The following is a 23,718-nucleotide window of genomic DNA, read 5'->3' as shown; positions in this document are numbered from 1 at the left end:
CGGACGCATCACACTTTCCGAAGGGACGGCGCTGTCCGCCCCTTCGGCGCCTTCCGGTTCCCGGAGCCGGGGACAGCCGACGCAGGAGCAGACTCCGCTCGGCGATCCTCCGCGGCATTCCGCGGCAGAAAGGTCAAATTGAAAGTCTTCCTGCGGAGCGCCTTCGAAGGCCTGAGTCCGCCCTCGCCCTGGGATAACCGAGAACCCGTTCGCGAAGAACTGTTCGGCGTCGAGCGCCTCGAGGACCACGCCCGCTCGCTCGCCGTTGCGCAGATCGTTTCGTCCCGAAGCACGAAGGGGCGACTGCTGGCCACGCGTCTCCTCGACAATCGCGCCGCGCTGCTCGACGGCTACCGGTCGGCGGTCAAGGCGATCAACGAGGGACGCCCGATCACCCCCGCGGCGGAATGGCTCGTCGACAATTATCATCTCGTCGAAAAGCAGATCCACACGATTCAGTCGGACCTGACGCCGGGATACTACCGCCAGCTTCCCAAGCTCGCCGTCGGGCCGTTCGCCGGCTATCCCCGGGTCTTCGGCATCGCCTGGGCCTTCGTCGCCCATTCCGACAGCCGGTTCGATTCCGAAACGCTGGTTCGCTTCGTGAGCGCCTATCAGGAGGTGCAGCCGCTGACCATCGGCGAGCTCTGGGCGGTGTCGATCACCCTCCGGATCGTTCTGATCGAGAATCTCGCACGCCTGGCGCAGCAGATCACCAAAGGTCGCTCGGAACGACAGATCGCGGACGGCCTTGCCGACCGTCTGCTCGGAGCCGGCGGGAAACCGGCCGAAGCCGCCGCCGTCGTTCTCGCCGCCCACGAGCGCCGGCCGCTGTCACAAGCCTTCGCGGTCCAGCTCGTCCATCGCCTGCGCGACCAGGATCCGACGATCACGCCGGCGGTGACATGGCTCGACGAGCGACTCGCGGCTCAGGATGCGACGGCCGACTCGGCCGTGCGCGACGTTCATCGCCAGCAGGGCGCCGCGAACGTCTCCGTTCGCAACGTCATCACCAGCCTGCGCCGGATTTCCGACGCGGACTGGCAGCAGCTGTTCGAACGGCTGAGCCTCGTCGACGAAGTGCTCGCGGCCGACAGCGGCTTCGAGAGCATGGATTTTCCGACGCGCACGCTCTACCGCAGCGCCATCGAGGAGCTTTCCCGGGGCACGGACCGCGAGGAGCTCGATATCGCGAGCGCGGCGGCGCTTGCCGCGAGGCAGGCGGCCGCCGACGCCCCGCCGACGGAGCGGGAGCGACGCGGGGACGCCGGATACGTCCTGCTCGCAGGCGGACGGCGCGCGTTCGAGCGGGCGATCCACTATCGCCCGTCGATGCGAAACTGGGCGACGCGCGTCAACCGGTCGGCCGGCGTCAGCGGCTATGTGACCGCCATCTGCATCGTCGCCGCGGTCCTTCTCGCCGCGCCGCTCGTCGCGCTCTTCGCCGCCGGCGTCGGCCTCCCGGTTCTCGGCCTGCTCGGCGCGCTCGGCGCCATTCCGGCCGTCGACGCCGCCGTGGCGTTCGTCAATCGCGGGGTCAACGCCGGCTTCGCCGCGACGCTTCTGCCGGCGCTCGAACTGCTCGACGGCGTGCCCGCCGACTTGCGCACGCTGGTCGCCGTTCCGACCCTGCTGACGAGCCCGGACAGCATCGAAGACCTGGTCGAGCGCCTCGAGATTCACCACCTCGCGAGCCCGGAAGGCGATGTGCATTTCGCGCTCGTGACCGATTGGACCGACGCCGCCGACGAACACGCCGACGGCGACGCCGCCCTCGTCGCGGTCGCGGCGGAAGGGATCGCGCGACTCAATCTGCGCTACGGCCCCGCGCCCGGCGGACCGCGCTTCCTGCTCCTGCACCGGCGCCGCGTGTGGAACGAGGGCGAATCGAAGTGGCTCGGGTGGGAGCGCAAGCGCGGCAAGCTGCACGAACTCAATCGGCTGCTGCGCGGCGCGACCGACACGACGTTCATCGACGTCGGGCTGGGGACGCCGACCGTCCCGTCCGGCGTCCGCTATGTCGTGACGCTCGATTCGGACACGCGCCTGCCGCGCGACGCGGTGCGTCGCCTGATCGGCAAGATGGCGCATCCGCTGAACCGGCCGCGCCTCGACGCCGACGGGCGCCGGGTCGTCGAGGGCTACGCCGTCCTGCAGCCCCGGGTCACCCCGTCGCTGCCGACCGGGGGCGAGGGCTCGCTGTTCCAGCGGATCTTCTCGAGCGTGAGCGGAATCGACCCCTACGCCTCGGCCGTGTCCGACGTCTATCAGGATCTGTTCGGGGAAGGATCCTACGCCGGAAAGGGCATCTACGACGTCGACGCGTTCGAGGCCGCGCTCGCCGACCGCGCGCCCGACTCGACCCTGCTCAGTCACGATCTGTTCGAAGGCGTGTTCGCGCGCGCCGGACTGGCCTCCGACGTGGAGGTCGTCGAGGAATTCCCGTCCCGCTACGACGTCGGCGCGGTTCGCCATCACCGGTGGGCGCGGGGCGACTGGCAATTGCTGCCCTGGATCTTCGGGCGCGGGCCGTCGCGGTCGCGAACGGCGGCGTCGTCCAGCGTCCTGCCGGCGATCGGCCGCTGGAAAATGCTGGACAATCTGCGCCGCACGCTCTCGGCGCCCGCCGCGGTGCTGGCGTTGCTGGTCGGCTGGACCCTGCCGTTTCATCCGGCGCTGATCTGGACGCTGTTCGTCGTGCTGACGATCGCCCTGCCGACGCTGGTTCCGGTCCTGTCGGCCATTCCGCCGCGCAGCCCGGGCGTGACCCTGTCGAGCCATCTGCGCGCGCTGGCCAACGACGCGGGCCTGGCCCTGGCGCTTTCGGGGCTCACCGTCACCTTCCTGGCCGATCAGGCCGCGCTCATGGTCGACGCGATCGGCCGCACGCTCTGGCGCCTCGGCGTCAGCCGCCGTCATCTGCTCGAATGGACTCCGGCCGCGCAGGCGGCGATCGGCCGCCGCCTCGACCTGACGGGTTACGCGCGTCGGATGCTCGGCGCGATGGCCATGGGCGCGGTCGCGCTGCTGGTCGCGCTCGCCTCCCGGCACGGAACCTGGCCTGTCGCGCTTCCCTTCGCCGCGCTGTGGCTCGCTTCGCCCGCGGTGGCGCGTCTCGTCAGCCTGCCGCCCGCCGCCGCCTCGCGGCCGCCGATGACCGACGCCGACGCGCAGGCGCTGAGACGGACGGCGCGCCGCACCTGGCGGTTCTTCGAGACGTTCGTCACCTCAGCCGACAACGCCCTGCCGCCCGACAATTTCCAGGACGATCCGGCGCCCGCGATCGCGCATCGGACCTCGCCGACCAACATCGGGCTCTACCTGCTCTCGGTCGCCTGCGCGCGTGAGTTCGGCTGGATCGGAACCGGTCAGGCGATCGATCGCCTGGAGGCGACGCTCGCCACGGTCGGCCGCATGCAACGCGTCCGCGGCCACCTGTTCAACTGGTACGACACGCGAGACCTTCGCCCGCTGGAGCCGAGGTACATATCGACCGTCGACAGCGGCAATCTCGCCGGGCACCTGATTGCGCTGGCCAATGCGTGCAACGACTGGATCAGGCAGCCGCTGACCGCCGCGCGGCGCCTCGGCGGCGTCGCCGACGCGCTCGACATGACCCGCGCCGAATGCGCGCGCCTGCGCGACGGCCGGCAGACCCAGACCGTGACCCTGCATCAGCTCGACGAAGCGCTCGCGGTGGTCGCATCGGACCTTCGTCAGGCGTCGCTTGCGCAAGGCGATGGTCGGGCGCAACTCGCCGGACTTCGCGCCAATGTCGACATCATGGTCGACGTCGCCGGCGCGCTCGCGGTCGAACGGGGCGACGGTCCGGGCGCCGACATGCTGCTCTGGGCGCGCGCCGTCCCGAGTGCGATCGAATCCCACCTGGACGATTTGGCTCAGGCCGAAGACGCGGCGGAGGCCCGTCGCGACCGGCTGGCCGTCCTCGAGAGCACGGCGCGATCGCTGGCGCTGGCGATGGAGTTCGGCTTCCTGCTCGATCCCGACCGGCAATTGCTGTCGATCGGATATCTCGTCGGCGAAGGCGCCCTCGACCAGAACTGCTACGATCTGCTGGCTTCCGAGGCGCGGCTCGCCAGCCTGTTCGCGATCGCCAAGGGCGACGTCGCCGCGAAGCATTGGTTCCGCCTCGGCCGCTCCGCCACGCCGGTCGCGCACGGCGCCGCGCTGATCTCCTGGTCGGGGTCCATGTTCGAGTACTTGATGCCCTCGCTGGTGATGCGGGCGCCGGCGGGAAGCCTGCTCGAGAACACCAGCCGGCTGATCGTCGGGCGGCAGATCGCCTACGCCGGGAAACTCGGGCTTCCGTGGGGGATATCCGAATCCGCCTACAACGCCCGCGACCTGGAGCTGACCTATCAATATTCCAACTTCGGCGTCCCGGGCCTCGGACTGAAACGCGGTCTCGGCGAAGAGCGCGTCATCGCGCCCTATGCGACGGCGCTGGCGGCGATGGTCGACCCGCGGGCGGCGGTCAAGAACTTCGCGCGGCTGGCCGGGATCGGAGCGCAGGGGCGCTACGGATTCTACGAGGCCCTGGACTATACCCGCGCGCGTGTTCCGGAGGGCCAGAGCGTCGCGATCGTGCGCGCCTTCATGGCTCATCATCAGGGCATGACGATCACCGCCATCGCCGACGCCGTGCTGGAGGGCGTGTTGCGCGGCTGGTTCCACGCGGAGCCGATCATCAAGGCGACCGAACTGCTTCTGCAGGAGCGCATGCCGCGCGAGGTCGCGGCGACCCGCCCCTGGGCCGCCGATGTCAAGTCGGCCGCCGGCGCGCGCAATGTCGAACCCTCGGGCGGCCGGCGGTTCGCCTCGGCGCAGCAGGCGACGCCGGCGGCGCACCTGCTGTCGAACGGGCGCTACGCCACGATGCTCACCGCCGCCGGCTCCGGATACAGTCGCTGGGGCGATCTGGCGCTGACCCGCTGGCGCGAAGACGCGACCTGTGACGACTCGGGCTTCTATATCTACGTCAAGGACTTGCGCACCGGCGTCGCCTGGTCGGCAGGATTCCAGCCGTCCGGCGTCGAGCCGGACAGCTACGCCGTCGCCTTCGAGGAGGATCGCGCGGAAATCACCCGAAGGGACGGCGCGCTGACGACGACTCTGGACGTCATCGTCTCGGGCGAGGCCGACGCCGAAGTCCGTCGGGTTTCGATCACGAATTCCGGAATCCGGTCGCGCGACATCGAGATCACGTCCTACGCCGAACTCGTGCTCGCGCCCCAGAGCGCCGATATCGCGCATCCCGCCTTCTCGAAGCTGTTCGTCGAGACGGAATTTCTCCCCGACGTCGGGGCGATCCTGGCCACGCGGCGAAGGCGCGCTTCCGGCGATCCGGAAGTCTGGGCGGCGCATCTGACGGTCGTCGAAGGCGACGCGGTCGGCGCGCCGGAGTTCGAGACGGACCGGGCGCGGTTCCTCGGTCGCAGCCACACTGTGCGCACGCCGATCGCGATCATGGACAGCCGGCCGCTCTCGAATTCGATCGGCGCGGTCCTCGATCCCATCGTCTCCATCCGCCGACGCATTCGCGTCGCGCCGGGGGCGACGGTCCGCGTCGCCTATTGGACGATCGCTGCGGCCAGTCGCGAGGCGCTGCTCGATGGCGTCGACAAGCATCGCGACGCCACCGCGTTCACGCGCGCCTCGACCCTGGCCTGGACGCAGGGCCAGGTGCAGTTGCACCATCTCGGCGTCAGCGCCGGCGAAGCGAGCCTGTTTCAGCGGCTGGCCGGGCACGTGATCTATGCATCGTCGGCGCTGCGCCCCTCCTCGGACACGATCCAGCGAGGCTCCGGCCCGCAATCGGGCCTGTGGGGACAGGGGATTTCCGGAGATCTGCCGATCGTCCTGCTGCACATCGCCGATATCGACGACCTCGAAATCGTGCGCGAGCTGCTGCAGGCGCACGAATATTGGCGGATGAAACAGCTCGCCGTCGATCTGGTGATCCTGAACGACCGCCAATCGTCCTATGTCCAGGAACTGCAGATCGCGATCGAGACCTTGCTCCGGGCGAGCCGCTCGTCGCCGTTGCCGGGGACGGAGCGCGGTCCGGGTCGCGTCTTCCTGTTGCGCGCCGACCTGATCGCCGCCGAGACGAAGAACCTTCTCGCGTCCGTGGCGCGGGTCGTTCTCGCCGCGCAGCGCGGCCGTCTGTCCGAACAGCTCGATCGCGTCGGGGAGGCCGCGTCGCCCGCCAGGGCCGCGCCGAGGCAGATCGTTCCCCGTTCGCGGGCGCCGCAGCAGCGCGCGCGCCCAGCCGACCTCGAATTCTTCAACGGACTCGGCGGCTTCGCCCGGGACGGACAAGAATATGCGACCGTGCTCGGGCCGGGCCAGTCGACGCCGGCGCCCTGGATCAACGTGATCGCCAATCCTTCGTTCGGCTTCCACGCCGGCGCGGAGGGCGGAGGCTACACCTGGTCGGGGAACAGCCGGGAGAATCAGATCACGCCGTGGTCGAACGACCCGGTCGACGATCGTCCGGGCCAGGCCTTCTATCTGCGCGACGCCGAGACGGGCGACCTGTGGACGCCGACGGCGCTGCCGATCCGTGACCTCGCCGCGACCTATATCGCCCGCCACGGCCGCGGCTACAGCCGCTTCGAACATGTCGCGCACGAGATCGCGTCCGACCTGCTCCAGTATGTGCCGGTCGACGATCCGATCAAGATTTCCCGCCTCGCGCTGACCAATCGCTCGGGCCGGGCTCGCCGGGTCAGCGTGACCGCCTACGTCGAATGGGTTCTCGGCGCGGCGCGGTCGGCGACCCTGCCGTTCGTTTCGACCGGGATCGACGCCGCCACCGGGGCGATGTTCGCCCGCAACGCGTGGAGCGCCGGCTTCGCCTCACGCGTCGCCTTCGCCGATCTGCGCGGGATTCAGACCGGCTGGACCGGCGATCGGCGCGAGTTCATCGGTCGAAACGGCACGCTCGCGGAACCCGCCGCGCTCGTGGGCGCCGCGGCGCTCTCCGGGAGCGTCGGGGCGGGCCTCGATCCGTGCGCGGCCTTGGCCACAACGGTCGATCTGGCGCCCGGCCAGACAGTGGAAGTCGTCTTCCTTCTGGGCGAGGCCCCGGACGAAGCCGCGGCGCGGGACCTCATCGGCCGCTATCGCGCCGCCGATCTCGACACGGTCGAGGCGGAGGTCAAGCGCCAATGGGACGCCATCCTCGGCTCCGTCGTCGTCAAGACTCCGGACCGGTCGATGGACGTCATGCTCAACGGCTGGCTCCTGTACCAGACGGTGAGCAGCCGCCTCTGGGCGCGCTCCGGCTTTTATCAGGCCAGCGGCGCCTATGGCTTTCGCGACCAGTTGCAGGACGGAATGGCGGTCACGGCGGCGCGGCCGGAGTTGACCCGCGAGCATCTGTTGCGGGCGGCCGGCCGCCAGTTCGTCGAGGGCGACGTCCAGCATTGGTGGCTGCCGCATTCCGGCCAGGGCGTGCGGACCCGCATCTCGGACGACCGTCCGTGGCTCGCCTATGCCGTCGCCCATTACGTCGAGGCGACCGGCGACCTCGCGGTCCTCGACGAGCGCGTTCCGTTCCTCGAAGGGCCGGCGATCGCGCCCGCCGATCACGACAGCTTCTTCACGCCGACCGTCTCGAACGAGACCGCGACCGTGTTCGAGCATTGCGCGCTGGCGCTCGACGCCTCGCTGGCGCTCGGCGTCCACGGCCTCCCGCTGATCGGGACAGGCGACTGGAACGACGGGATGAACCGCGTCGGCGAAAAGGGGACGGGCGAAAGCGTCTGGCTCGGCTGGTTCCTGTATGCCGCCCTGACGGCCTTCCTTCCGATCGCCGAGGCGCGCGGGGATACCGCGAGAGCGGCGGCCTGGCGCGCTCACGCCGCCGCCCTCGCCGCCTCGCTGGAACGGGAGGCCTGGGACGGAGACTGGTATCTGCGCGCCTTCTTCGACGACGGCGAGCCGCTCGGCGCGGCGGCCAACGACGAGTGCCGCATCGATTCGATCGCCCAGTCCTGGGCCGTTCTCTCCGGCGTCGCCGCGCCCGAGCGGGCGACGAAGGCGATGAGCGCGCTCGAGCGGGAGCTGATCCGGAGCGCCGACGGCCTCGCGGTGCTGTTCGCGCCGCCCTTCGACAGGACCGCGCTGGACCCCGGCTATATCAAGGGCTATCCGCCGGGCATCCGGGAGAACGGCGGGCAATACACGCACGCGGCGCTGTGGTCGGTGATGGCCTTCGCCGCGCTCGGCCAGGGCGACGAGGCGGTCGCGCTGTTTTCGATGCTCAATCCCATCAATCATGCGCGAACCCGCGCCGACGTGCATCGCTACAAGGTCGAGCCCTATGTCGTCGCCGCCGACGTCTACGCGAGCGCCCCGCATGTCGGGCGCGGCGGCTGGACATGGTACACCGGCTCGGCCGGCTGGATGCAGCGCGCCGGGGTGGAAAGCATTCTCGGGCTCAGGATCCGCGGCGCCGCCCTGCATCTCGACCCCTGCATTCCGAAGACCTGGCGGCAATTCGAGATGACGGTTCGGCGGGGCTCGGCGCAATACGTCATTACGGTCGACAATCCGTCCGGGGTCGGCCGCGGCGTCTGCTTCGCCGAACTGGACGGGACGGAAATCTCGGCGCGACCGGTGCAGGCGCCGCTTGTCGACGACGGCGCGGTCCACCGCCTTCGCATTCGAATGGGTTGAGCGACAATCGGTGGCCGGACGCGCGCCGGTCGCCGACACGGAACGGGACGCGCGAGAGGACAGGCCGATGATTCCCCTCACGGTCCATCATCGCACCGTTTATCGGTATCGGCGACCGGTCGAACTGTGGCCGCACCGGCTGATGCTCTCCCCGCGCGAGAGTCGCGACCTGCAGGTGATCTCCTGCGTTGTGACGGTGTCGCCGACCGCGCAGGTGACATGGGCGCACGACGTCTTCGGCAACGCCGTCGCCACGGCGGCGTTTCACGGCGCGAGCCGGGATCTCGTGATCGACAGCGTGGTGGAGCTTCGCCTCGAGGCGACGGCGTGGCCGATCTTCACCATCGCAGCTTCGGCGATCGTCTATCCGTTCCGCTACTCGGACGACGAATGGACCGACCTCGGGGCGCTGACGCGACAGCAGTATCCGGATCCGGCCGGACGCCTGGCGACCTGGGCGCGCGGGTTCGTGCGCGGCCGTCAGACCGATACGCTGGCGCTGCTCAAAGACCTCGCCGCCGGCGTTTCGGTTGCGATCGGCTATCAGAGCCGCGAGGACGAGGGCGTCCAGTCGCCGATTGAAACGCTCGATCGCGGCTGGGGCTCGTGCCGCGATTACGCGGTCCTGTTCGTCGAGGCGGCGCGTCATCTGGGCTTCGGCGCGAGGCTGGTCTCCGGCTACCTGTTCAATCCCGATCAGATGCTTCGGGGATCGAGCGACGCCGGATCGACGCACGCCTGGGGCGAAGTCTTCGTCCCGGGCGCCGGGTGGATCAGCTTCGACCCGACCAACCGCAGCGTCGGCGGCGCCAATCTGATTCCCGTCGCCGTGGCGCGCGACCTCCGGCAGGCGGCGCCGGTCCTGGGCTCCTATTCCGGAAGCAGCGACGCGCTGGAGAGCCTCTCGGTCGAGGTCCGCGTCACATCGAGCCCGGGGCGCCCATGACCACGGTCGTCGAAGCCGCTCGCGCGCCACAAGGCCGAGTTGGCGCACGGCCTGACGGGCGGGAGGGACGCAACAAAAAGGGCGCCCGTGGGCGCCCGAAAAGCCGACCTCCGCTGGAGGCGGGGCTTACTTGATCTTGGTTTCCTTGAACTCGACGTGCTTGCGCGCGACCGGATCGTACTTCTTGAAGGTCAGCTTCTCGGTCTTGGTGCGCGCGTTCTTCTGGGTGACGTAGAAATAGCCGGTGTCGGCGGTCGACAGCAGCTTGATCTTCAGCGATGCGGCCTTGGCCATGTCGTCCTTGAATCCTTGAACACGGGCGCGGGGCCGCGCCGGAAACGGGAAACGCCCGCATAGTCTCGCGGGCGATTGGCGCGCACCATAGTCGGGCGGGCGCGCAAGTCAAGGCGGATGTCGATCGCGCGGCTGCGATCGGCGCGCCCGGCGAGGGCGCAGTCGGGCGACGAGCGATCAGCGCGGGGATCGGATCCCGCTGCCGGAGACCGAGACCGGCGCCGTCCCCGAAGGGTCGTCTGCGTTTGCCAACCTCATCCGTTTGGATAATCTGAGCGCAGGCGCCCTGCGGCGCCAGCCGTCCGGCCCAAGGCTCGGGCGACCGGCCGAAACGGCCTGCGGGGAGGGAACATGCTCGGACTGATGCAACAGCGTCCGCTTCTGATTTCGACGCTGGTCGACTACGCCGCGAAATGGCACGGGGACCGCGAGATCGTGTCGCGCGATCCGGAGGGCGCGATCCATCGCTCGACCTACGCCGAGGTGGCGCTGCGGGCGAAGAAGCTCGCGCGCGCGCTCGACGCGCTCGGCCTGCGTGAGGGCGACCGGGTCGCCACCCTGGCGTGGAACACCCATCGCCATCTCGAACTCTACTACGGGGTCACGTCGTCGGGGCGCGTGCTGCACACGGTGAACCCGCGCCTGTTTCCCGAACAGCTCGACTACATCATCCGCCACGCCGAGGACGGCTATGTGTTCTTCGATCCCGGGTTCGGCCCGCTCGTCGCCGAACTCGCGCCGCGCCTGCCGCATGTGCGCTGGGTGTCCCTGAGCGACAGGGCGGGCGCGCCGGCGCTCGGCGGCGGCGGCGAGCTCCTGATCTACGAGGAGTTGCTCGCCGGCCAGACCGCCGACTACGAATGGCCGCTCCTCGACGAGAACGCCGCCTCGACGCTCTGCTACACCTCGGGCACGACCGGCAATCCGAAGGGCGTGCTCTATACCCATCGCTCGACCGTGCTGCACGCCTTCGCCGCCTGCGCCGTCGACGGCCTCGGGCTGTCTGGCCGCGATTCGTTCCTGGTCGTGGTGCCGCTGTTCCACGCCAACGCCTGGAGCGTGCCGTTCTCCGGGGCGATGTGCGGCATGAAGCTCGTCCTGCCCGGGCCGAGGCTCGATCCCGAGAGCCTGTTCTCGCTGATGGTCCAGGAGGGCTGCACCAAGTCCGGCGGCGTGCCGACGGTGTGGCTCAACGTCCTGAGCTGGGTCGAGGCGAACCGCGACCGGCTCGACCTGTCGCAGCTGGCGTTGAAGACGGTTCTGTGCGGCGGCTCGGCGCCGCCGCGGGCGATCATCGAGAAGTTCCACGATCTGCTCGGCGTCTATCTCCTGCACGCCTGGGGCATGACGGAGACGAGCCCGATCGTGACGACGGGCGCGCCGCTCCACAAGCACGACGCCCTCGGCCGTGACGCGCGGATCGACATGCAGGTCAAGCAGGGGCGGCAGGTGTTCGGCGTCGAGCTGAAGCTCTCGGGCCGCGGCGGACAGGCGCTGCCGCACGACGGCGTCTCGGTCGGCGAGCTCAAGGTGCGCGGGAACTGGATCGTGTCGGGCTACTTCAAGGGCGAGGGCGGCGCGATCCTCGACGGCGACGGCTGGTTCGGCACCGGCGACGTCGCGACCATCGACGCGGACGGCTACGTCCAGCTGACCGACCGGCTCAAGGACGTCATCAAGTCGGGCGGCGAGTGGATCTCGTCGATCGAGATCGAGAACCTGGCGATGTCGCATCCGGACGTGTTCGAGGCGGCGGTGATCGCGGTCGCGCACCCCGTGTGGCAGGAGCGTCCGCTCCTGATCGTCCACCCGCGCCCGGGCGGAGCGCCGACCGCGGAGGCGATTCTCGCCTTTCTCTCGGAAAGGCTGCCCAAATGGCAATTGCCGGACGACGTCGTGTTCGTCGAAAGCCTGCCCCACACCGCCACCGGCAAGCTCCTGAAGACCGCGCTTCGCCAGCGATTCCACGGCCATCTGGCGGTGTCTGGGTAGCGCCGGCGCGAGCCTCGCGAGGGATAGCAGGGCCGCCCGGAGGGCGGCCCTGGCGGTCGCAAGGCGGGCCGGCTTTGGTTACGCGGCGAACCTCGCGGTGCGGCGCGAGGTGCCGTAACCGGCAAGGCCGAGGCCAGCGAAGCCGAGGCCCATCATCGCCCAGGTGGAGAGTTCCGGAATGACTCCGGACGGCGGCACCGAGAAGGTCGCCGAGTCGGAGATCGCGCCGGTGTGCGCCGGATTTTGGTTCAGGGTGATGGTGAAGCCCGAAGCGTAGGGGCCGCCGGTGACCCCGCCGAAGCTGCCGGGGGTCCACTCGCCCAACACGAAAATGGCGATCGCGCCGGGCACGTTGATGGTTTCGGTAAATTTCGAGCTCGTGAACGAGCCGAACTCCGGGTTGGTGAAGCTCAGGCTGTCGGCGACCGACGTGTTGAACGCGACCGGCCCAATGATGGTCGACAGGCCGCTGAAAACGCCGGTCTGCGAGGTCGTGGTCACCAGGTCGCCGAGCGTGAACTGGGTCGCGGTGTTGAGATCGCCGCCCGTGCTGCCGTCGGCGGTCGGCGAGCCGAGATCGGCGAAAGCCTGCGTTCCAACCACGGCGGCGTGAGCCGAGAGCGCCGTGGCGCCGAGTAGCGCGGCCGCAACGGCCAAAGTTTTCCATGTCATCAACGAACCCCCTTGATCAGATTGGACATAATATCTTGCATTCCCGCATACGAAATAGGCAGTCAGGCCACAAGACACCTCAACAAATACCATGAGTATTGCGCTCCTGCAATATCGTATCCAGTAAAAAGAACAGTAAAATGTTGCCACCGTATTAGAAATTATAATAATTGTTTCCAATGTAAACTAGATTAGGTAGGTTAAATCGCTTTTGTAGCCATCTGCGTCACGCTTATGCTTCCCTGCGGCACCGTCCTCTGCTGCCGCGGCGCAGGCGCGCAGCGCATGATCCGCGCGATGGGAATCGCGGGCCGGGAACGGCGCGTCGGATCGACTCGGTGCGCAGCGGAACCATGCCGCCCTGGCGCGCGTTCGGCCGGACGTCGACGTCGTTGCTGTTCAGGGGCAGGCCATTGACCGTTCCGCTCGCCCTCGACGCCGTCAATTTCCTGTCCGCCGACGTCCGCAACCTGTTCGGGCCGTTCATCAACGTGTTTCTCGTCACCAGCCGGCGCTGGACGCAGACCGAAGTCGGATTCGTCACGACCGCCAGCGCGCTCGTCGGGATCGCGCTCCAGACGCCGATCGGCGCCGCCATCGACGTCACCCGGGCGAAGCGCGAAGTGATCGTGGCGACGATGGCGGCGATGTCGGCGGCGGCCGCGATCATCGTCCTGCGCCCGACCTTCTGGCCGATGGCGTTCGCCACCACGATCCTCGCCCTCGCCGGAGACGCGTTCGTGCCCGCGGTCGCGGCGCTGACCCTGGGCCTCGTCCCGAAGGACGCGTTCGCCCGGAGGCTCGGGCGCAACTCGGCCTTCGACCATGGCGGCAACATCGCCACCGCGCTTGTCGCAGGCCTCGTCGGCTACGCCTTTTCGCAACGGGCGGTGTTCCTGCTGGTGCCTGTCTATGCGGCCCTGACGTCGGCGGCAGTCCTCGCCATTCCGGCGAAAGCGATCGACCACGACCGCGCGCGCGACCTGGGCGGCGACGGCGACGGCGCGGAGAGGGCCTCGGCGCTGCTGCGAAGCCGCCCGCTCGTCGTCTTCGCCGCCTGCGCCTTCGTCTTCCATTTCGCCAACGCGCCGCTCCTGCCGCTGGTCGGGCAGAAGCTCGCGCTGCAGTTCCCCAAGGAGGCGACCGCGATGCTGTCGTTCTGCATGGTCGCCGCGCAGGCTGTCATGGTTCCGATCGCGCTGGTCGTCGGCTGGCGCGCCGACCGCTGGGGCCGCCGCCCGATCTTCCTCGTCGCCTTTTTCGTCCTGCCGGTCCGCGCGGCGCTCTATCTCGTCTCCGACAACGCGGTCTGGCTGCTCGGCGTGCAACTGCTCGACGGCGTGGGGGCCGGGATCTATCAGGCGCTGACCCCGCTCGTGATCGCCGACATCATGCGCGGGACCGGCCGCTACGCCCTCGCGCAGGGCGCGGTGGCCACGACCCAGGGGGTCGGCGCCGCGATCAGCGGCCTCGCCGTCGGCGAGGTCGTCGACCGCTTCGGCTATTCGACCGCCTTCCTCGCGCTCGCCGCCGCCGCCGCGGTCGCCTTCGCGATCTTCGCCCTGTTCATGCCCGAGACCCGCGGCGACGGCGCGGGCGCGGGCGACCCGCCGAACGAGGCCGGGAGATGAGGGGGGCGGACCGGACGGCGCGGCCGAGGGCGACCGTCGTTCGCGCAAAGGCGCGTTTTGCCTCCCTCCGGGTCGCCCCGGGGCGCTTTTCGCAGCAACGCTCGAGCAGCCTTCGGCGCCGGATCCATTCGGGGTGGTCTCGCAAGGCTCGAAGGGGTAGGGGAGCTTGACGCGCATGCGCTCGAGGAGACGCTGGCGCTCGCCGAGCGACGCCGGGGAGGTCGTCACCGACGAGGCGGTCGGCGCCCGCAAGGCCGAGGGGTTCTTCGAGATCGGCGACGAGGCGAAAGCGGTGGCGCTTTCGGGAGGCGAGCAGCAGAGGGCGGCGATCGCGAAGTCGCTGGTTCAGGAGCGGAAGGAGGAGCGCCATGGACAGTTGGTTCGACCGGGGCCGCGCGCCCGCGACCCGTGACGAGCTGCACTACGGCGCAAGAGTGGTGCGCGCCTTCGTCGAGCGGCCGGAGAGCGTGCATGCGATGCTGGAAAGCGCCGTCGCGCGCCGTCCGGACGGGGTCGCGCTCGTCTGCGGCGACCTCGAGCTCACCTATCGCGCGCTCGACGAGGCGGTCGGCCGGGTCGCGGGGGGCCTGCGCGCGCTCGGCGTCGGCAAGGGCGACCGCGTCGCGATGCTGCTCGGCAACAGCGTCGAATTCGTCGTCGTGCTGTTCGCGGTCGCGCGGCTCGGCGCGGTGTCGGTTCCGCTCAACATCCGTCATCAGCTCGCCGAGAACCGGGAGATCATCGAAGACTGCGCGGCCCGGGTCGTCGTGCATGAGCCCGATCTCGCCGACCGCACGCCCCGGCCCGGCGAACCGCCGAGCCTCGCGCATACGGTCGCGGTGCGGCGCGACGGCGGCCCGCCGCTGGAAGCGCTCTCGGGCGCGCTTGCCGTGAGCCGGGCCGAGCCGGTCGGGGAGGACGACGCGGCGACCATCCTCTACACCTCCGGCACGACCGGGCGTCCGAAAGGCGCGATGCTGACCCATTTCAGCATCGCCCATTCCGTCATCCATTATCGCATCGCGATGGAACTGACCGAGGAGGACCGTGCGCTCATCGCCGTGCCGATGAGCCACGTGACCGGCCTGATCGCGCTCGTCGACGCGATGATCCACTGCGCCGGGACGCTGGTCGTCATGCCGTCCTTCAAGGCGAGCGAGTTCATCGACCTCGCGGCGCGGCGGCGCGTGACCTATTCGCTGCTCGTGCCGGCGATGTTCGCCCTCTGCCTCATGGCGCCGAACTTCGCGGCCGCCGACCTGTCGGCCTGGCGGGTGTCCGGCTTCGGCGGCGCGATCATGCCCGAGGCGACGCTCGAGCGGATCGCGGCCAGGCTGCCGACTCTGAAGCTGCTCAACTGCTACGGCGCGACCGAAACCACCTCGCCCGCCACGATCATGCCGCCGGACGAGACGGCGGCGCGAAAGGATTCGGTCGGGCTCGCCGTCCCCTGCGGCCGCATCGTGGTGATGGACCCCGACGGCGTCGAGGCGAGGGCGGGCGAGCCCGGCGAGATCTGGATCGGCGGCGCCATGGTCGTCCCCGGCTACTTCAACAATCCCGAGGCCACGGCGCGCGAGTTCGTCGGCGGATACTGGAAATCGGGCGATCTCGGGATCAGGGACGCGGACGGCTACCTGCGGGTCGTCGACCGCATCAAGGACGTGATCAACCGCGGCGGCTACAAGGTGTTCGCCTCCGAGGTGGAGAACGTGCTGCTGGGCCGCCCCGAGATCGTCGAAGTCGCGGTGGTGGCGAAACCCTGCCCGGTGCTGGGCGAGCGTGTGCACGCCTTCGTGGTGCTGCGCGAGGCGGTCGAGGATTCCGAACTGCAGCGCCACTGCGCCGAGCTGCTCTCGGACTACAAGGCGCCGGAGGCGTTCCACCGCGTCGCCGGCACGCTGCCGCGCAACGCCAACGGCAAGGTCCTCAAGCGCGAGCTGCGCCAGGCCCTGCTCGCCTGAGGGTCCGGCCGGTGGCGACGGATCGCCGCGTCCCCCGGATCAAGAGTCCCGGCGGCGTTCCTCGCGACGACGAACAGCGCGCCTCCCGCGCAAGACCTCAGCCCGGACCGCTCCTGCGGATCAGCATGGGCGCGTAGGCGAACAGGAAGGCGGCGAAGCCGAAGGCCCAGGCGCAGGCGGCGACATGCATCAGCAGCAGAGCGGCGTCGGGCGCCATCGCCATGACGATGCGGGCGGCGAGCGCCACGGCGATGCAGAGATAGGCGAAGACGGTCGTCCTCGAGGCGACGAGCGCGTGTCCGGTGTGGCCGAGCGTCGCCCGGGTCATCATCGCCAGCGTCATCATCCCGACCGCGCCGACCGCCCAGACATGCACGCCGACCGCATACGGAATCCGGGCGGGCCAAAGGGCGCTCGCCCCCGCCGCGACGAAGCCGAGCGCGGCGAGCAGGTAGCCCGCGTGCAGCGCCACGACCAGCGGGTCGCGCCGGGCCGCGAACCCGCGCCAGCGCGACAGGCGCCAGAGATTGCCGGCGCCGGCCGCGAGCGCGAGGACGCCGGCGGCTACGCCCTCGGGCGCAGCCGCCCAGGCGACGAGCGCGAAACCCGACAGCGCGAGGACGATCGCGTCGGCCCGGCCGGCCGGCGCCGGGCGGGGGCCGGCGGCGTTGCGGGCGATCCAGTTGCCGGTGAAGTTCGGCGTCACCCGCCCGCCGATCAGCAAGATCAACATGACGACGAGGCCGAGCGCGGCGCGGATCGAATGGTCCGCGAAGCCCGCGCGCGCGTCCTCGACGTGGAAGGCGACGTTGGCGAGGCCGAGCGCCAGCGCCAGCGCCGCAACCTTGAGGTTGCGCCAGTTGCCGCCGGCGACGACCTCGCGCGCGACGAGGGCGGCGAAGACGACGAGGAAGCCGGCGTCGACGATCGCGGCGGCCGGGCGCGGAATCGCGGACGAGGCGAACACGGCGGCGCGTCCGGCGATCCACAGCGCAGCGAGCGCCGCGAGCGGAGCGCCGGCGACCGGCAGGCGTCCGGTCCAGTTGGGGATCGCGGTCAGGAGGAAGCCGGCGATCACCGCCGCGCCGTAGCCGAAGATCATCTCGTGGGCGTGCCAGTCGACCGGCGAGAAGGCGGTCGGGATCGCGACCGCGCCGGAGAAGACCGCCGGCCACAGCGCCATGCCGACCAGCGCCCATACGCCGGCGCCGAGGAAGAACGGCCGGAAGCCGCGGCTGAGCAGAGCCGAACCCCGCCAGGCGCGGGCGGCGGCGGCGGAGCGAGGAACAGGCGCGTGCTGCACGGCGGTCATTGGATGCGGTCTCCACCCGAGGGAGCGTAGGCGCTCGACATCGGCATCGGTTCGCCTTTCCGCCCGCGGGCCGCCCAGTCCTAGCGATCTGTCGGGCGCCGTCCTTGACCAAGGTCAAGCGAGCCCCGCTCCCGGCTCCTCGTGCATGGGCGGCGCGGGTTTGCTAGAGACCGCGGGAGCGAGGGAACGCCGTGGGACTTTCCGATCCGGACTGGGACATCGTCATGCGCGCGCCGCTGTTCAAGGCGATGGGCGCCACGATCACGCGCGCCATGATCGGCGATCGCGGCCCGAAGACCTACGGCCGCGGCGAGCGCGTCTTCGACGAGGGCGATCCGGCGGACGGGTTCTTCTGCCTCATCGAGGGCTGGGCCAAGCTCTACCGCCTGCGCGAGGACGGCGAGGAGGTGGTGGTCGCGATCTTTTCCGCCGGCGAGACCTTCGCCGAGGTCGCGATGTTCCTCGGCGGGCGGTTCCCGGCGGGCTGCGAAGCGGTCTCGCCGGCGCGCATCCTCAAGATCGACGCGGCCAAGCTGCGCCGCGCCGTGATGGACCAGCCGCAACTGGCGTTCGACATGCTCGCCGCGGCCTCGATGCGTCTGCGGCAGCTCGTCGACGAGATCGAACACCTGAAGGCCCGCTCGGCGCCGCAGCGCATCGCCGACTTCTTCGTCCGGCAGGCGGCGGCGACGAGCGGCCCGGCCCGGATTGCGCTGCCCTACGAGAAGGCCCTGATCGCGAGCCGCCTCGGCATGAAGCCGGAGAGCTTCTCCCGGGCGCTCGGAAAGCTCGCCGGCCTCGGCGTCGCAGTCGAGCGAGAGAGCGTCAGCATCGCCGATGTCGCGAGACTCGCCGCGTTCGCCGTCGGCTGAGGAGTCTTGACCGACGTCAAGGCGAAGGCGGCAGGTTCGGTTTGGCGGGGCAAGTCTTCGCTCCCAGCCGTCCGAGGCCCGCTCATTCGGAACTGGCCGCGGTCACGCTCGGCTGACGGCGGGTGACGAACTCCGCGAGCGGGCCCGCCGCCCCTTCGCCTTGCCGAGACGGCCGCGGTCGGTTCAGATGCCGCTCGCGGCCGGCGTCGCTCGGAAAGCGCGACCGCGGGGAGGATTGTTCGATGGCCAATGATTTCGATCTCGGCGGGCGGGTTGCGATCGTGACGGGAGGCAACGGCGGGATCGGCCTCGGCATGGCGAAGGCGCTCGCGCGCGCCGGCTGCGCGGTGTCGATCTGGGGCCGCAACGAAGACAAGAACCGCGCCGCCCTCGCGGACCTGCGCGAATGCGGCGCGCAGGTCGAGGCGCGGACCTGCGACGTGACCGATCGCGCGGCGATCGAGGACGCGTTCGCCGGAACGCTCGAGGCTTTCGGCCGGGTCGACGGCTGCTTCGCCAACGCGGGCGTGGGGTCGTTCGGCCAGCGCGCCTTCGTCGACCGAACCGAGGCGGAATGGCGGGCGATGTTCGCGACCAACCTCGACGGCGTCTTCCATGTTTTCCAGACGGCGCTGCGCCACATGATCCGGCGCGCCGAGGGCGGCGACCGGTTCGGCCGAATCGTGGCGACGTCGAGCCTCGCCTCGTTGTTCGGCATGCCGCGCGGCGAGCACTACGCCGCGACCAAGGCGGCGCTCAACGAACTGGTCCGCACGCTCGCGGTCGAGCACGCCCGCTACGGCGTCACCGCCAACGCGATTCTGCCGGGCTGGATCGAGACCGACATGACGGCCGCGCTCACCGCCAACGAAAAATTCGTCGCCGCCGCAATGCCGCGCATTCCCATGCGCCGCTTCGGCCAGCCCGCCGATTTCGGCGGGATCGCGGTCTACCTGATGAGCGCGCTGTCGTCCTACCACACCGGCGATTGCCTCGTGATCGACGGCGGCTACAGCAAGTTCTGACTCCTCGCCCGGCGCGGGGACCGGCGGCGACGGTCGTAGCCGGGCGAACGCTCGGGACGCGAATCCAAAGCGCCTTTTTCGGACACTGGCGATCGGCGGAAGGAAAGATGGTGCCGGATGAGGGGATCGAACCCCCGACCTTCGGTTTACAAAACCGCTGCACTACCGCTGTGCTAATCCGGCCCCTTTTTCGCGGCGTCTTGGCTAGCAGCGGGCCCGGGCCGGCGCAAGGGCGCTCTGGCGGCCGGCTACCGGCCGGCGGAGACCGTAGCCGTCCAGGGCCCCTCGACCGCGACCGCCTCGTCCGCGCCGGGCCACGGCGGCATGGTGACGGCGACGAAGGCGAACGGCTCGTCGCCCTCGGCGCGGAACTGGAACGCCGTCCCGAGCGGGATCGTCACCGCCGTCCCGGGCGCGAGCGGCTCGATCCGCTCCTCCGACCCGGCCCTGCGCCACAGCCGGGCGGCGCCGGCCACGACGTACCAGAGCTCCTCCACCGTGCGATGCGTCACGGCGTGGGACACCGCCCCGGCGGGAAGCTCGAAATGCGCGAGGCTTCCGCCCGCGAGCGCGAGCAGAAGCCGCACCGCGGCGCCGTCGCGTCGGGGTCGGCTGCGAGGATTTTGGTCGCAAAGGGCGGCGGCGTCGGCATGGAGGAACTTCGGTGCGGCGGCGCTCCGGCTTGGCGCGGCGCGCGCGGGCCTGCTAAGAGGAGCCATGAGCACGACCTTAACAGCCGACGAGGCGCTTGACGAGTTCCGCGCCGCGGGCGCGCTCCTGGAAGGGCACTTCATCCTGTCGTCGGGACTGCATTCGCCGGTGTTCCTGCAGAAGATGTTCGTGTTCCAGGACCCGGCCCGCACCGAACGGCTGTGCCGGGCGCTGGCCGAAAAGGCGCGGGAACAATTCGGGCCGATCGACGTCGTCGCCTCGCCCGCCGTCGGCGGCATCGTGCCGGGCTACGAGACGGCGCGCTGGCTCGGCGCCAAGGCGATCTTCGTCGAGCGCGAGAACGGCGCGTTCGCGCTCAGGCGGGGCTTCACGATTCCCGCCGGGGCGCGCGTGCTGATGGTCGAGGACATCATCACCACCGGCCTGTCGTCGCGCGAGTGCCTCGAGGCGCTCGCCCGGCATCCGGGCCGGATCGTCGGCGCGGCCTGCCTGATCGACCGGTCCGGCGGCAAGGCCGACATCGGCGTGCCCCGCGTCGCCCTGGCGACGCTCGACATTCCGGCCTATCCCGCCGACGCGCTGCCGCCCGACCTCGCCGCCCTTCCGGCGACGAAGCCGGGCAGCCGGTCGCTCGCCGGCTAGGCCAACCCGAGGGAGACTTCCGATGACCGCGCTTCGCCTGGGCGTCAACGTCGACCATGTGGCGACCATCCGCAACGCCCGCGGGGGGGCTGCGCCCGATCCGGTCCGCGCGGCGCTGGTCGCCATCGAGGCCGGCGCCGACGGCATCACCGCGCATCTGCGCGAGGACCGCCGCCACATCCACGACGACGACATGCGCCGGCTCAAGGCCGCGATCAGGAAGCCGCTCAATTTCGAGATGGCGGCGACCGAGGCGATGCTCGACATCGCGCTGCGCGTGCACCCGCACGCCTGCTGCCTCGTGCCCGAGAAGCGCACCGAGCGCACCACCGAGGGCGGTCTCGACGTGATCGGCGGCTTCAAGGCGCTGAAGCCCTACGTGGCCGAACTGGGCAAGGCCGGCGTCCGGGTGTCGATGTTCATCGAGCCGTCGAGCGAGGCCCTGAAGGCGAGCGCCGACCTCGGCGCGCCGGTGGTCGAACTGCACACCGGGGCCTGGTGCGACGCCCTCGCCCACGGCGACGCCGCGCGCGCCGACTACGAATTCGGTCGGCTGCGGGTCGCCGCGGCGCAGTCGGCCGGCCTCGGGCTCGAATGCCACGCCGGCCACGGGCTCGATTACGATTCGGCCCGCGTCATCGCCAGCCTGCCGCAGATCGTCGAACTGAACATCGGCCACTTCCTGGTCGGCGAGGCGATCTTCGTCGGCCTCGCCGACACCATCCGGCGCATGCGCGCGGCGATGGACGAGGGGCGCGCCGGCGCAGGGGCGGCGCGGTGATCGTCGGCGTCGGCAGCGACCTGTGCGACATCCGGCGCATCGAGCAGACGCTCGCGCGCCACGGCGACCGATTCGTCCGGCGCTGCTTCACCGACCTCGAGCGCCGCCGGTCGGACGCCCGCGCGGCGCGCGCGGCCTCCTACGCCAAGCGGTTCGCGGCCAAGGAGGCCTGCGCCAAGGCGCTCGGGACGGGCCTGCGGAACGGCGTGTTCTGGCGCGACATGGGGGTCGTCAACCTGCCCACCGGCCAGCCGACGATGAAACTCACCGGCGGGGCGGCCCTGCGCCTGAAGGCGATCCTGCCGCCGGGAACGGAAGCCTTCATCCACCTGACCATCACCGATGAGCCGCCGCTCGCCCAGGCCTTCGTGATCATCGAGGCTCGCCCGGCCGCGTAAGTCCGGGTCGGCCAGCCGGCCCGCGCGCAACGCCGCCTCGACGACGGCGCTCGGGGCGCGGCGCCCCTGCGACCCAGAGGGCCCTTCGCAATCTCGCGCCGGCCGTCGAGCCTCTCCCGCTCCGCTTGCTCCGGCTCTGACGCTTGATCGGCCGCCGCCCGGCGCGGGAACTCCGATTTCGAATCCGAAGAGGCCGCTGCCCGGCAGGGAGGCGCGAGTCCAACGGCCGCGCCCTTGTTTACGAATATAAAATTCAATTTATTTGCTGTGAACGGAGGTAACACAACAAGCTCTGATAAAACTCATAATAATGAATCTTCAATTATGAAATATTTTTCAAAATTATGAAATCGATACAGGATGAATACGTGTCGATTTTGCAACACGATCCGAATAATGGCCGTCGAGCGGCGATTCGTCGTCGAATAGGAGTTGAGGACGGATTCGATCAGCGTATGGTCGGTTGCGTGAACAGGGCAATTCCCGATCCAGGCAAGTCATGGGCGTTTCTTTGCTTGCGCAGGCCGCCAACCGGGGGCACCCCGTCGGCTTCGCCGGCCCGAGGCACGGACCGGAGCGCCAGAGTTTTCACGAGACCGAAATACATAACGTTAACTGGAGATCACACATGACGCTCATGAAGAGCATTCTTTTGGGCTCGGCGGCGGCGATCGTCGCAGTCGCCGGGGCGCAAGCCGCCGATCTTCCCACCAGGAAGGCCGCCCCGGTCGAACAATACGTCAAGATCTGCAACGTCGGCGGCATCACCGGCTGGACCCTGCCGGGCTCCGACACCTGCGTGAAGTTCTCGGGTTACATCACCGCCCAGATCGAGGGCGGCAACCTGTCGACCCAGTACAACCAGGGCGGCTACTCCAGCGTCTACAACGCTTACGTCGGCGGCGGCGGCTCGGATCCGACCACTCTCGCTCGGCTCGCCACGGGCGTGGTCTCCACCGGCGGCACGATCACCGGCGGCACGGCCTCGGGCGGCGCTTCGAGCCAGCGCGTGCTGATCGCCGGCAGCCGCAGCCAAGGCAACGATACCTGGAGTCGGAACGCGATCGGCTGGACGACCCGCGCCAACATCGGCTTCGACATGGCCTCCAACACCGCCTATGGCCCGTTGATCGGTCACGTCGACCTCAACGCCAACATGGGCAGCGGTTTCGACAACACCGGCAGCTCGGTGCTGGTCAACAACGCCTACGTCACCTGGGCCGGCATCACGGCGGGCGTCGCGTCCTCGTTCTACTCGTTCGTCGGCGGCGGCGACAACTGGGCGAACATGTTCTCCCCGGACCGCAAGGGCTCCAACGAACCGAACCTGCTCGCCTACACCGCCTCGTTCGGCGGCGGTTTCTCGGCGACGCTGTCGCTGGAAAGCCAGAACGCCAGCGGGACGGGCGGCGGCACCAACTTCGCGCCTCCCGGCGGCACCTTCGGCGGTACGCGCTGGCCCGACATCGTCGGCCAGTTGCACGTGACCCAGGGCTGGGGCGAAGCCCAGCTGTCCGGCGTGCTCCATAACGTCAACGTCTCGTACAACTCGCTCTACGGCACGAATGGCGTCGCCGGTTGCGGCGTGGGCGCGCTCATCGTGAACTGTAATTCCTCGCAGAACAAGGTCGGCTGGGGCATCGACGCGGGCGTGAAGTTCAACCTGCCGTCGTTCGGCCCGGGCGACACCTTCCTGCTGACCGGCTCCTACACCCGGAACGCGGTGTGGTACTCGGGTCTGCCGGACGCGATGTGGGGCGAGAACGGCCAGGTCAACGGCAATGGCCAGGCGATGGCGATGTACGACACGT

At 69.8% G+C, this 23,718-nt stretch carries 16 protein-coding genes and 1 tRNA gene; 12 read left to right on the top strand and 5 right to left on the bottom strand.

From position 1 onward, the window contains the following. Positions 1-138 precede the first annotated feature (138 nt). Both DFR50_RS28040 and DFR50_RS28035 read left to right on the top strand, forming a co-directional pair. Positions 139-8,706, top strand: a complete 8,568-nt coding sequence (locus DFR50_RS28040; RefSeq protein WP_210209063.1) for a glycoside hydrolase family 94 protein — start codon at positions 139-141, stop codon at positions 8,704-8,706. 67 nt (positions 8,707-8,773) lie between these two features. Continuing rightward, the gene (locus DFR50_RS28035) at positions 8,774-9,652 is read left to right on the top strand and encodes a transglutaminase family protein (protein WP_113893076.1); all 879 of its coding nucleotides are present in this window, start codon (positions 8,774-8,776) and stop codon (positions 9,650-9,652) included. Between the two features lie 126 nt (positions 9,653-9,778). Here DFR50_RS28035 and rpmG read toward each other — a convergent pair whose 3' ends face one another. Continuing rightward, positions 9,779-9,946 (bottom strand): 50S ribosomal protein L33, encoded by a 168-nt coding sequence (rpmG, locus tag DFR50_RS28030; RefSeq protein ID WP_113893057.1) that lies wholly within the window; start codon positions 9,944-9,946, stop codon positions 9,779-9,781. Between the two features lie 351 nt (positions 9,947-10,297). Here rpmG and DFR50_RS28025 point away from each other — a divergent pair, with 351 nt between their 5' ends. After that, complete coding sequence (locus DFR50_RS28025; protein ID WP_113893056.1) at positions 10,298-11,938, top strand: long-chain fatty acid--CoA ligase; 1,641 nt, start codon at positions 10,298-10,300, stop codon at positions 11,936-11,938. Between the two features lie 78 nt (positions 11,939-12,016). Here DFR50_RS28025 and DFR50_RS28020 read toward each other — a convergent pair whose 3' ends face one another. Further along, entirely contained in the window at positions 12,017-12,610 is a 594-nt protein-coding gene (locus tag DFR50_RS28020) for a hypothetical protein (RefSeq protein WP_147262960.1), read from the bottom strand. A gap of 413 nt (positions 12,611-13,023) precedes the next feature. Here DFR50_RS28020 and DFR50_RS28015 point away from each other — a divergent pair, with 413 nt between their 5' ends. From DFR50_RS28015 to DFR50_RS28005, 3 genes are all read left to right on the top strand, one after another. Then, positions 13,024-14,241: an MFS transporter gene (locus DFR50_RS28015; RefSeq protein WP_245428188.1), complete on the top strand. Its 1,218-nt coding sequence runs from the start codon at positions 13,024-13,026 to the stop codon at positions 14,239-14,241. Between the two features lie 175 nt (positions 14,242-14,416). Then, on the top strand, positions 14,417-14,653 hold the full coding sequence (locus tag DFR50_RS28010; protein WP_113893053.1) for a hypothetical protein: 237 nt from the start codon (positions 14,417-14,419) through the stop codon (positions 14,651-14,653). Then, positions 14,610-16,205, top strand: coding sequence for a class I adenylate-forming enzyme family protein (locus DFR50_RS28005; protein ID WP_113893052.1), 1,596 nt, complete (start codon positions 14,610-14,612; stop codon positions 16,203-16,205). The genes DFR50_RS28010 and DFR50_RS28005 overlap by 44 nt, the downstream gene beginning before the upstream one ends. A 97-nt stretch (positions 16,206-16,302) precedes the next feature. Here DFR50_RS28005 and DFR50_RS28000 read toward each other — a convergent pair whose 3' ends face one another. After that, complete coding sequence (locus DFR50_RS28000; RefSeq protein WP_113893051.1) at positions 16,303-17,517, bottom strand: NnrS family protein; 1,215 nt, start codon at positions 17,515-17,517, stop codon at positions 16,303-16,305. A gap of 191 nt (positions 17,518-17,708) precedes the next feature. On the opposite strand from DFR50_RS28000, the gene DFR50_RS27995 reads away from it, so the two are divergent. Both DFR50_RS27995 and DFR50_RS27990 read left to right on the top strand, forming a co-directional pair. After that, entirely contained in the window at positions 17,709-18,389 is a 681-nt protein-coding gene (locus DFR50_RS27995; RefSeq protein ID WP_245428187.1) for a Crp/Fnr family transcriptional regulator, read from the top strand. Positions 18,390-18,631: 242 nt separating this feature from the next. Further along, entirely contained in the window at positions 18,632-19,414 is a 783-nt protein-coding gene (locus DFR50_RS27990; RefSeq protein WP_113893050.1) for an SDR family NAD(P)-dependent oxidoreductase, read from the top strand. Between the two features lie 108 nt (positions 19,415-19,522). On the opposite strand, the gene DFR50_RS27985 is transcribed toward DFR50_RS27990, so the two are convergent. Together DFR50_RS27985 and DFR50_RS27980 are read right to left on the bottom strand one after the other, a co-directional pair. After that, positions 19,523-19,597, bottom strand: a tRNA-Thr gene (locus DFR50_RS27985). Positions 19,598-19,662: 65 nt separating this feature from the next. Beyond that, positions 19,663-20,001 carry a cupin domain-containing protein gene (locus tag DFR50_RS27980; RefSeq protein ID WP_210209062.1) on the bottom strand — a complete coding sequence of 113 codons (339 nt, stop codon included), beginning with the start codon at positions 19,999-20,001 and terminating at the stop codon, positions 19,663-19,665. A gap of 130 nt (positions 20,002-20,131) precedes the next feature. Between DFR50_RS27980 and pyrE the strand changes: the two genes are divergently transcribed. The 4 genes from pyrE to DFR50_RS27960 all read left to right on the top strand — a co-directional run. Continuing rightward, complete coding sequence (gene pyrE, locus DFR50_RS27975; RefSeq protein ID WP_113893048.1) at positions 20,132-20,728, top strand: orotate phosphoribosyltransferase; 597 nt, start codon at positions 20,132-20,134, stop codon at positions 20,726-20,728. Positions 20,729-20,750: 22 nt separating this feature from the next. After that, positions 20,751-21,509 (top strand): pyridoxine 5'-phosphate synthase, encoded by a 759-nt coding sequence (locus DFR50_RS27970; protein WP_113893047.1) that lies wholly within the window; start codon positions 20,751-20,753, stop codon positions 21,507-21,509. Next, positions 21,506-21,907: a holo-ACP synthase gene (acpS, locus tag DFR50_RS27965; RefSeq protein ID WP_113893046.1), complete on the top strand. Its 402-nt coding sequence runs from the start codon at positions 21,506-21,508 to the stop codon at positions 21,905-21,907. Before DFR50_RS27970 ends, acpS begins: the two co-directional genes overlap by 4 nt. 628 nt (positions 21,908-22,535) lie before the next feature. Further along, a partial coding sequence (locus tag DFR50_RS27960) for a porin (RefSeq protein WP_210209061.1) occupies positions 22,536-23,718 on the top strand: 1,183 nt, incomplete at its 3' end.

This window comes from Roseiarcus fermentans (assembly GCF_003315135.1).
Classification (GTDB): domain Bacteria; phylum Pseudomonadota; class Alphaproteobacteria; order Rhizobiales; family Beijerinckiaceae; genus Roseiarcus; species Roseiarcus fermentans.
The sequence above is the reverse complement of the archived record's forward strand: the minus strand, read 5'-3'. Positions and strand labels throughout refer to the sequence as shown.

What these genes read in the sequence shown, in the direction of transcription:
- DFR50_RS28035 (WP_113893076.1), top strand. Translation starts at nt 8,774, where the DNA reads ATGATTCCCCTCACGGTCCATCATCGCACCGTTTATCGGTATCGGCGA.
- rpmG (WP_113893057.1), bottom strand. Translation starts at nt 9,946, where the DNA reads ATGGCCAAGGCCGCATCGCTGAAGATCAAGCTGCTGTCGACCGCCGAC.
- DFR50_RS28025 (WP_113893056.1), top strand. Translation starts at nt 10,298, where the DNA reads ATGCTCGGACTGATGCAACAGCGTCCGCTTCTGATTTCGACGCTGGTC.
- DFR50_RS28020 (WP_147262960.1), bottom strand. Translation starts at nt 12,610, where the DNA reads ATGACATGGAAAACTTTGGCCGTTGCGGCCGCGCTACTCGGCGCCACG.
- DFR50_RS28010 (WP_113893053.1), top strand. Translation starts at nt 14,417, where the DNA reads ATGCGCTCGAGGAGACGCTGGCGCTCGCCGAGCGACGCCGGGGAGGTC.
- DFR50_RS28005 (WP_113893052.1), top strand. Translation starts at nt 14,610, where the DNA reads ATGGACAGTTGGTTCGACCGGGGCCGCGCGCCCGCGACCCGTGACGAG.
- DFR50_RS28000 (WP_113893051.1), bottom strand. Translation starts at nt 17,517, where the DNA reads ATGACCGCCGTGCAGCACGCGCCTGTTCCTCGCTCCGCCGCCGCCGCC.
- DFR50_RS27990 (WP_113893050.1), top strand. Translation starts at nt 18,632, where the DNA reads ATGGCCAATGATTTCGATCTCGGCGGGCGGGTTGCGATCGTGACGGGA.
- pyrE (WP_113893048.1), top strand. Translation starts at nt 20,132, where the DNA reads ATGAGCACGACCTTAACAGCCGACGAGGCGCTTGACGAGTTCCGCGCC.
- DFR50_RS27970 (WP_113893047.1), top strand. Translation starts at nt 20,751, where the DNA reads ATGACCGCGCTTCGCCTGGGCGTCAACGTCGACCATGTGGCGACCATC.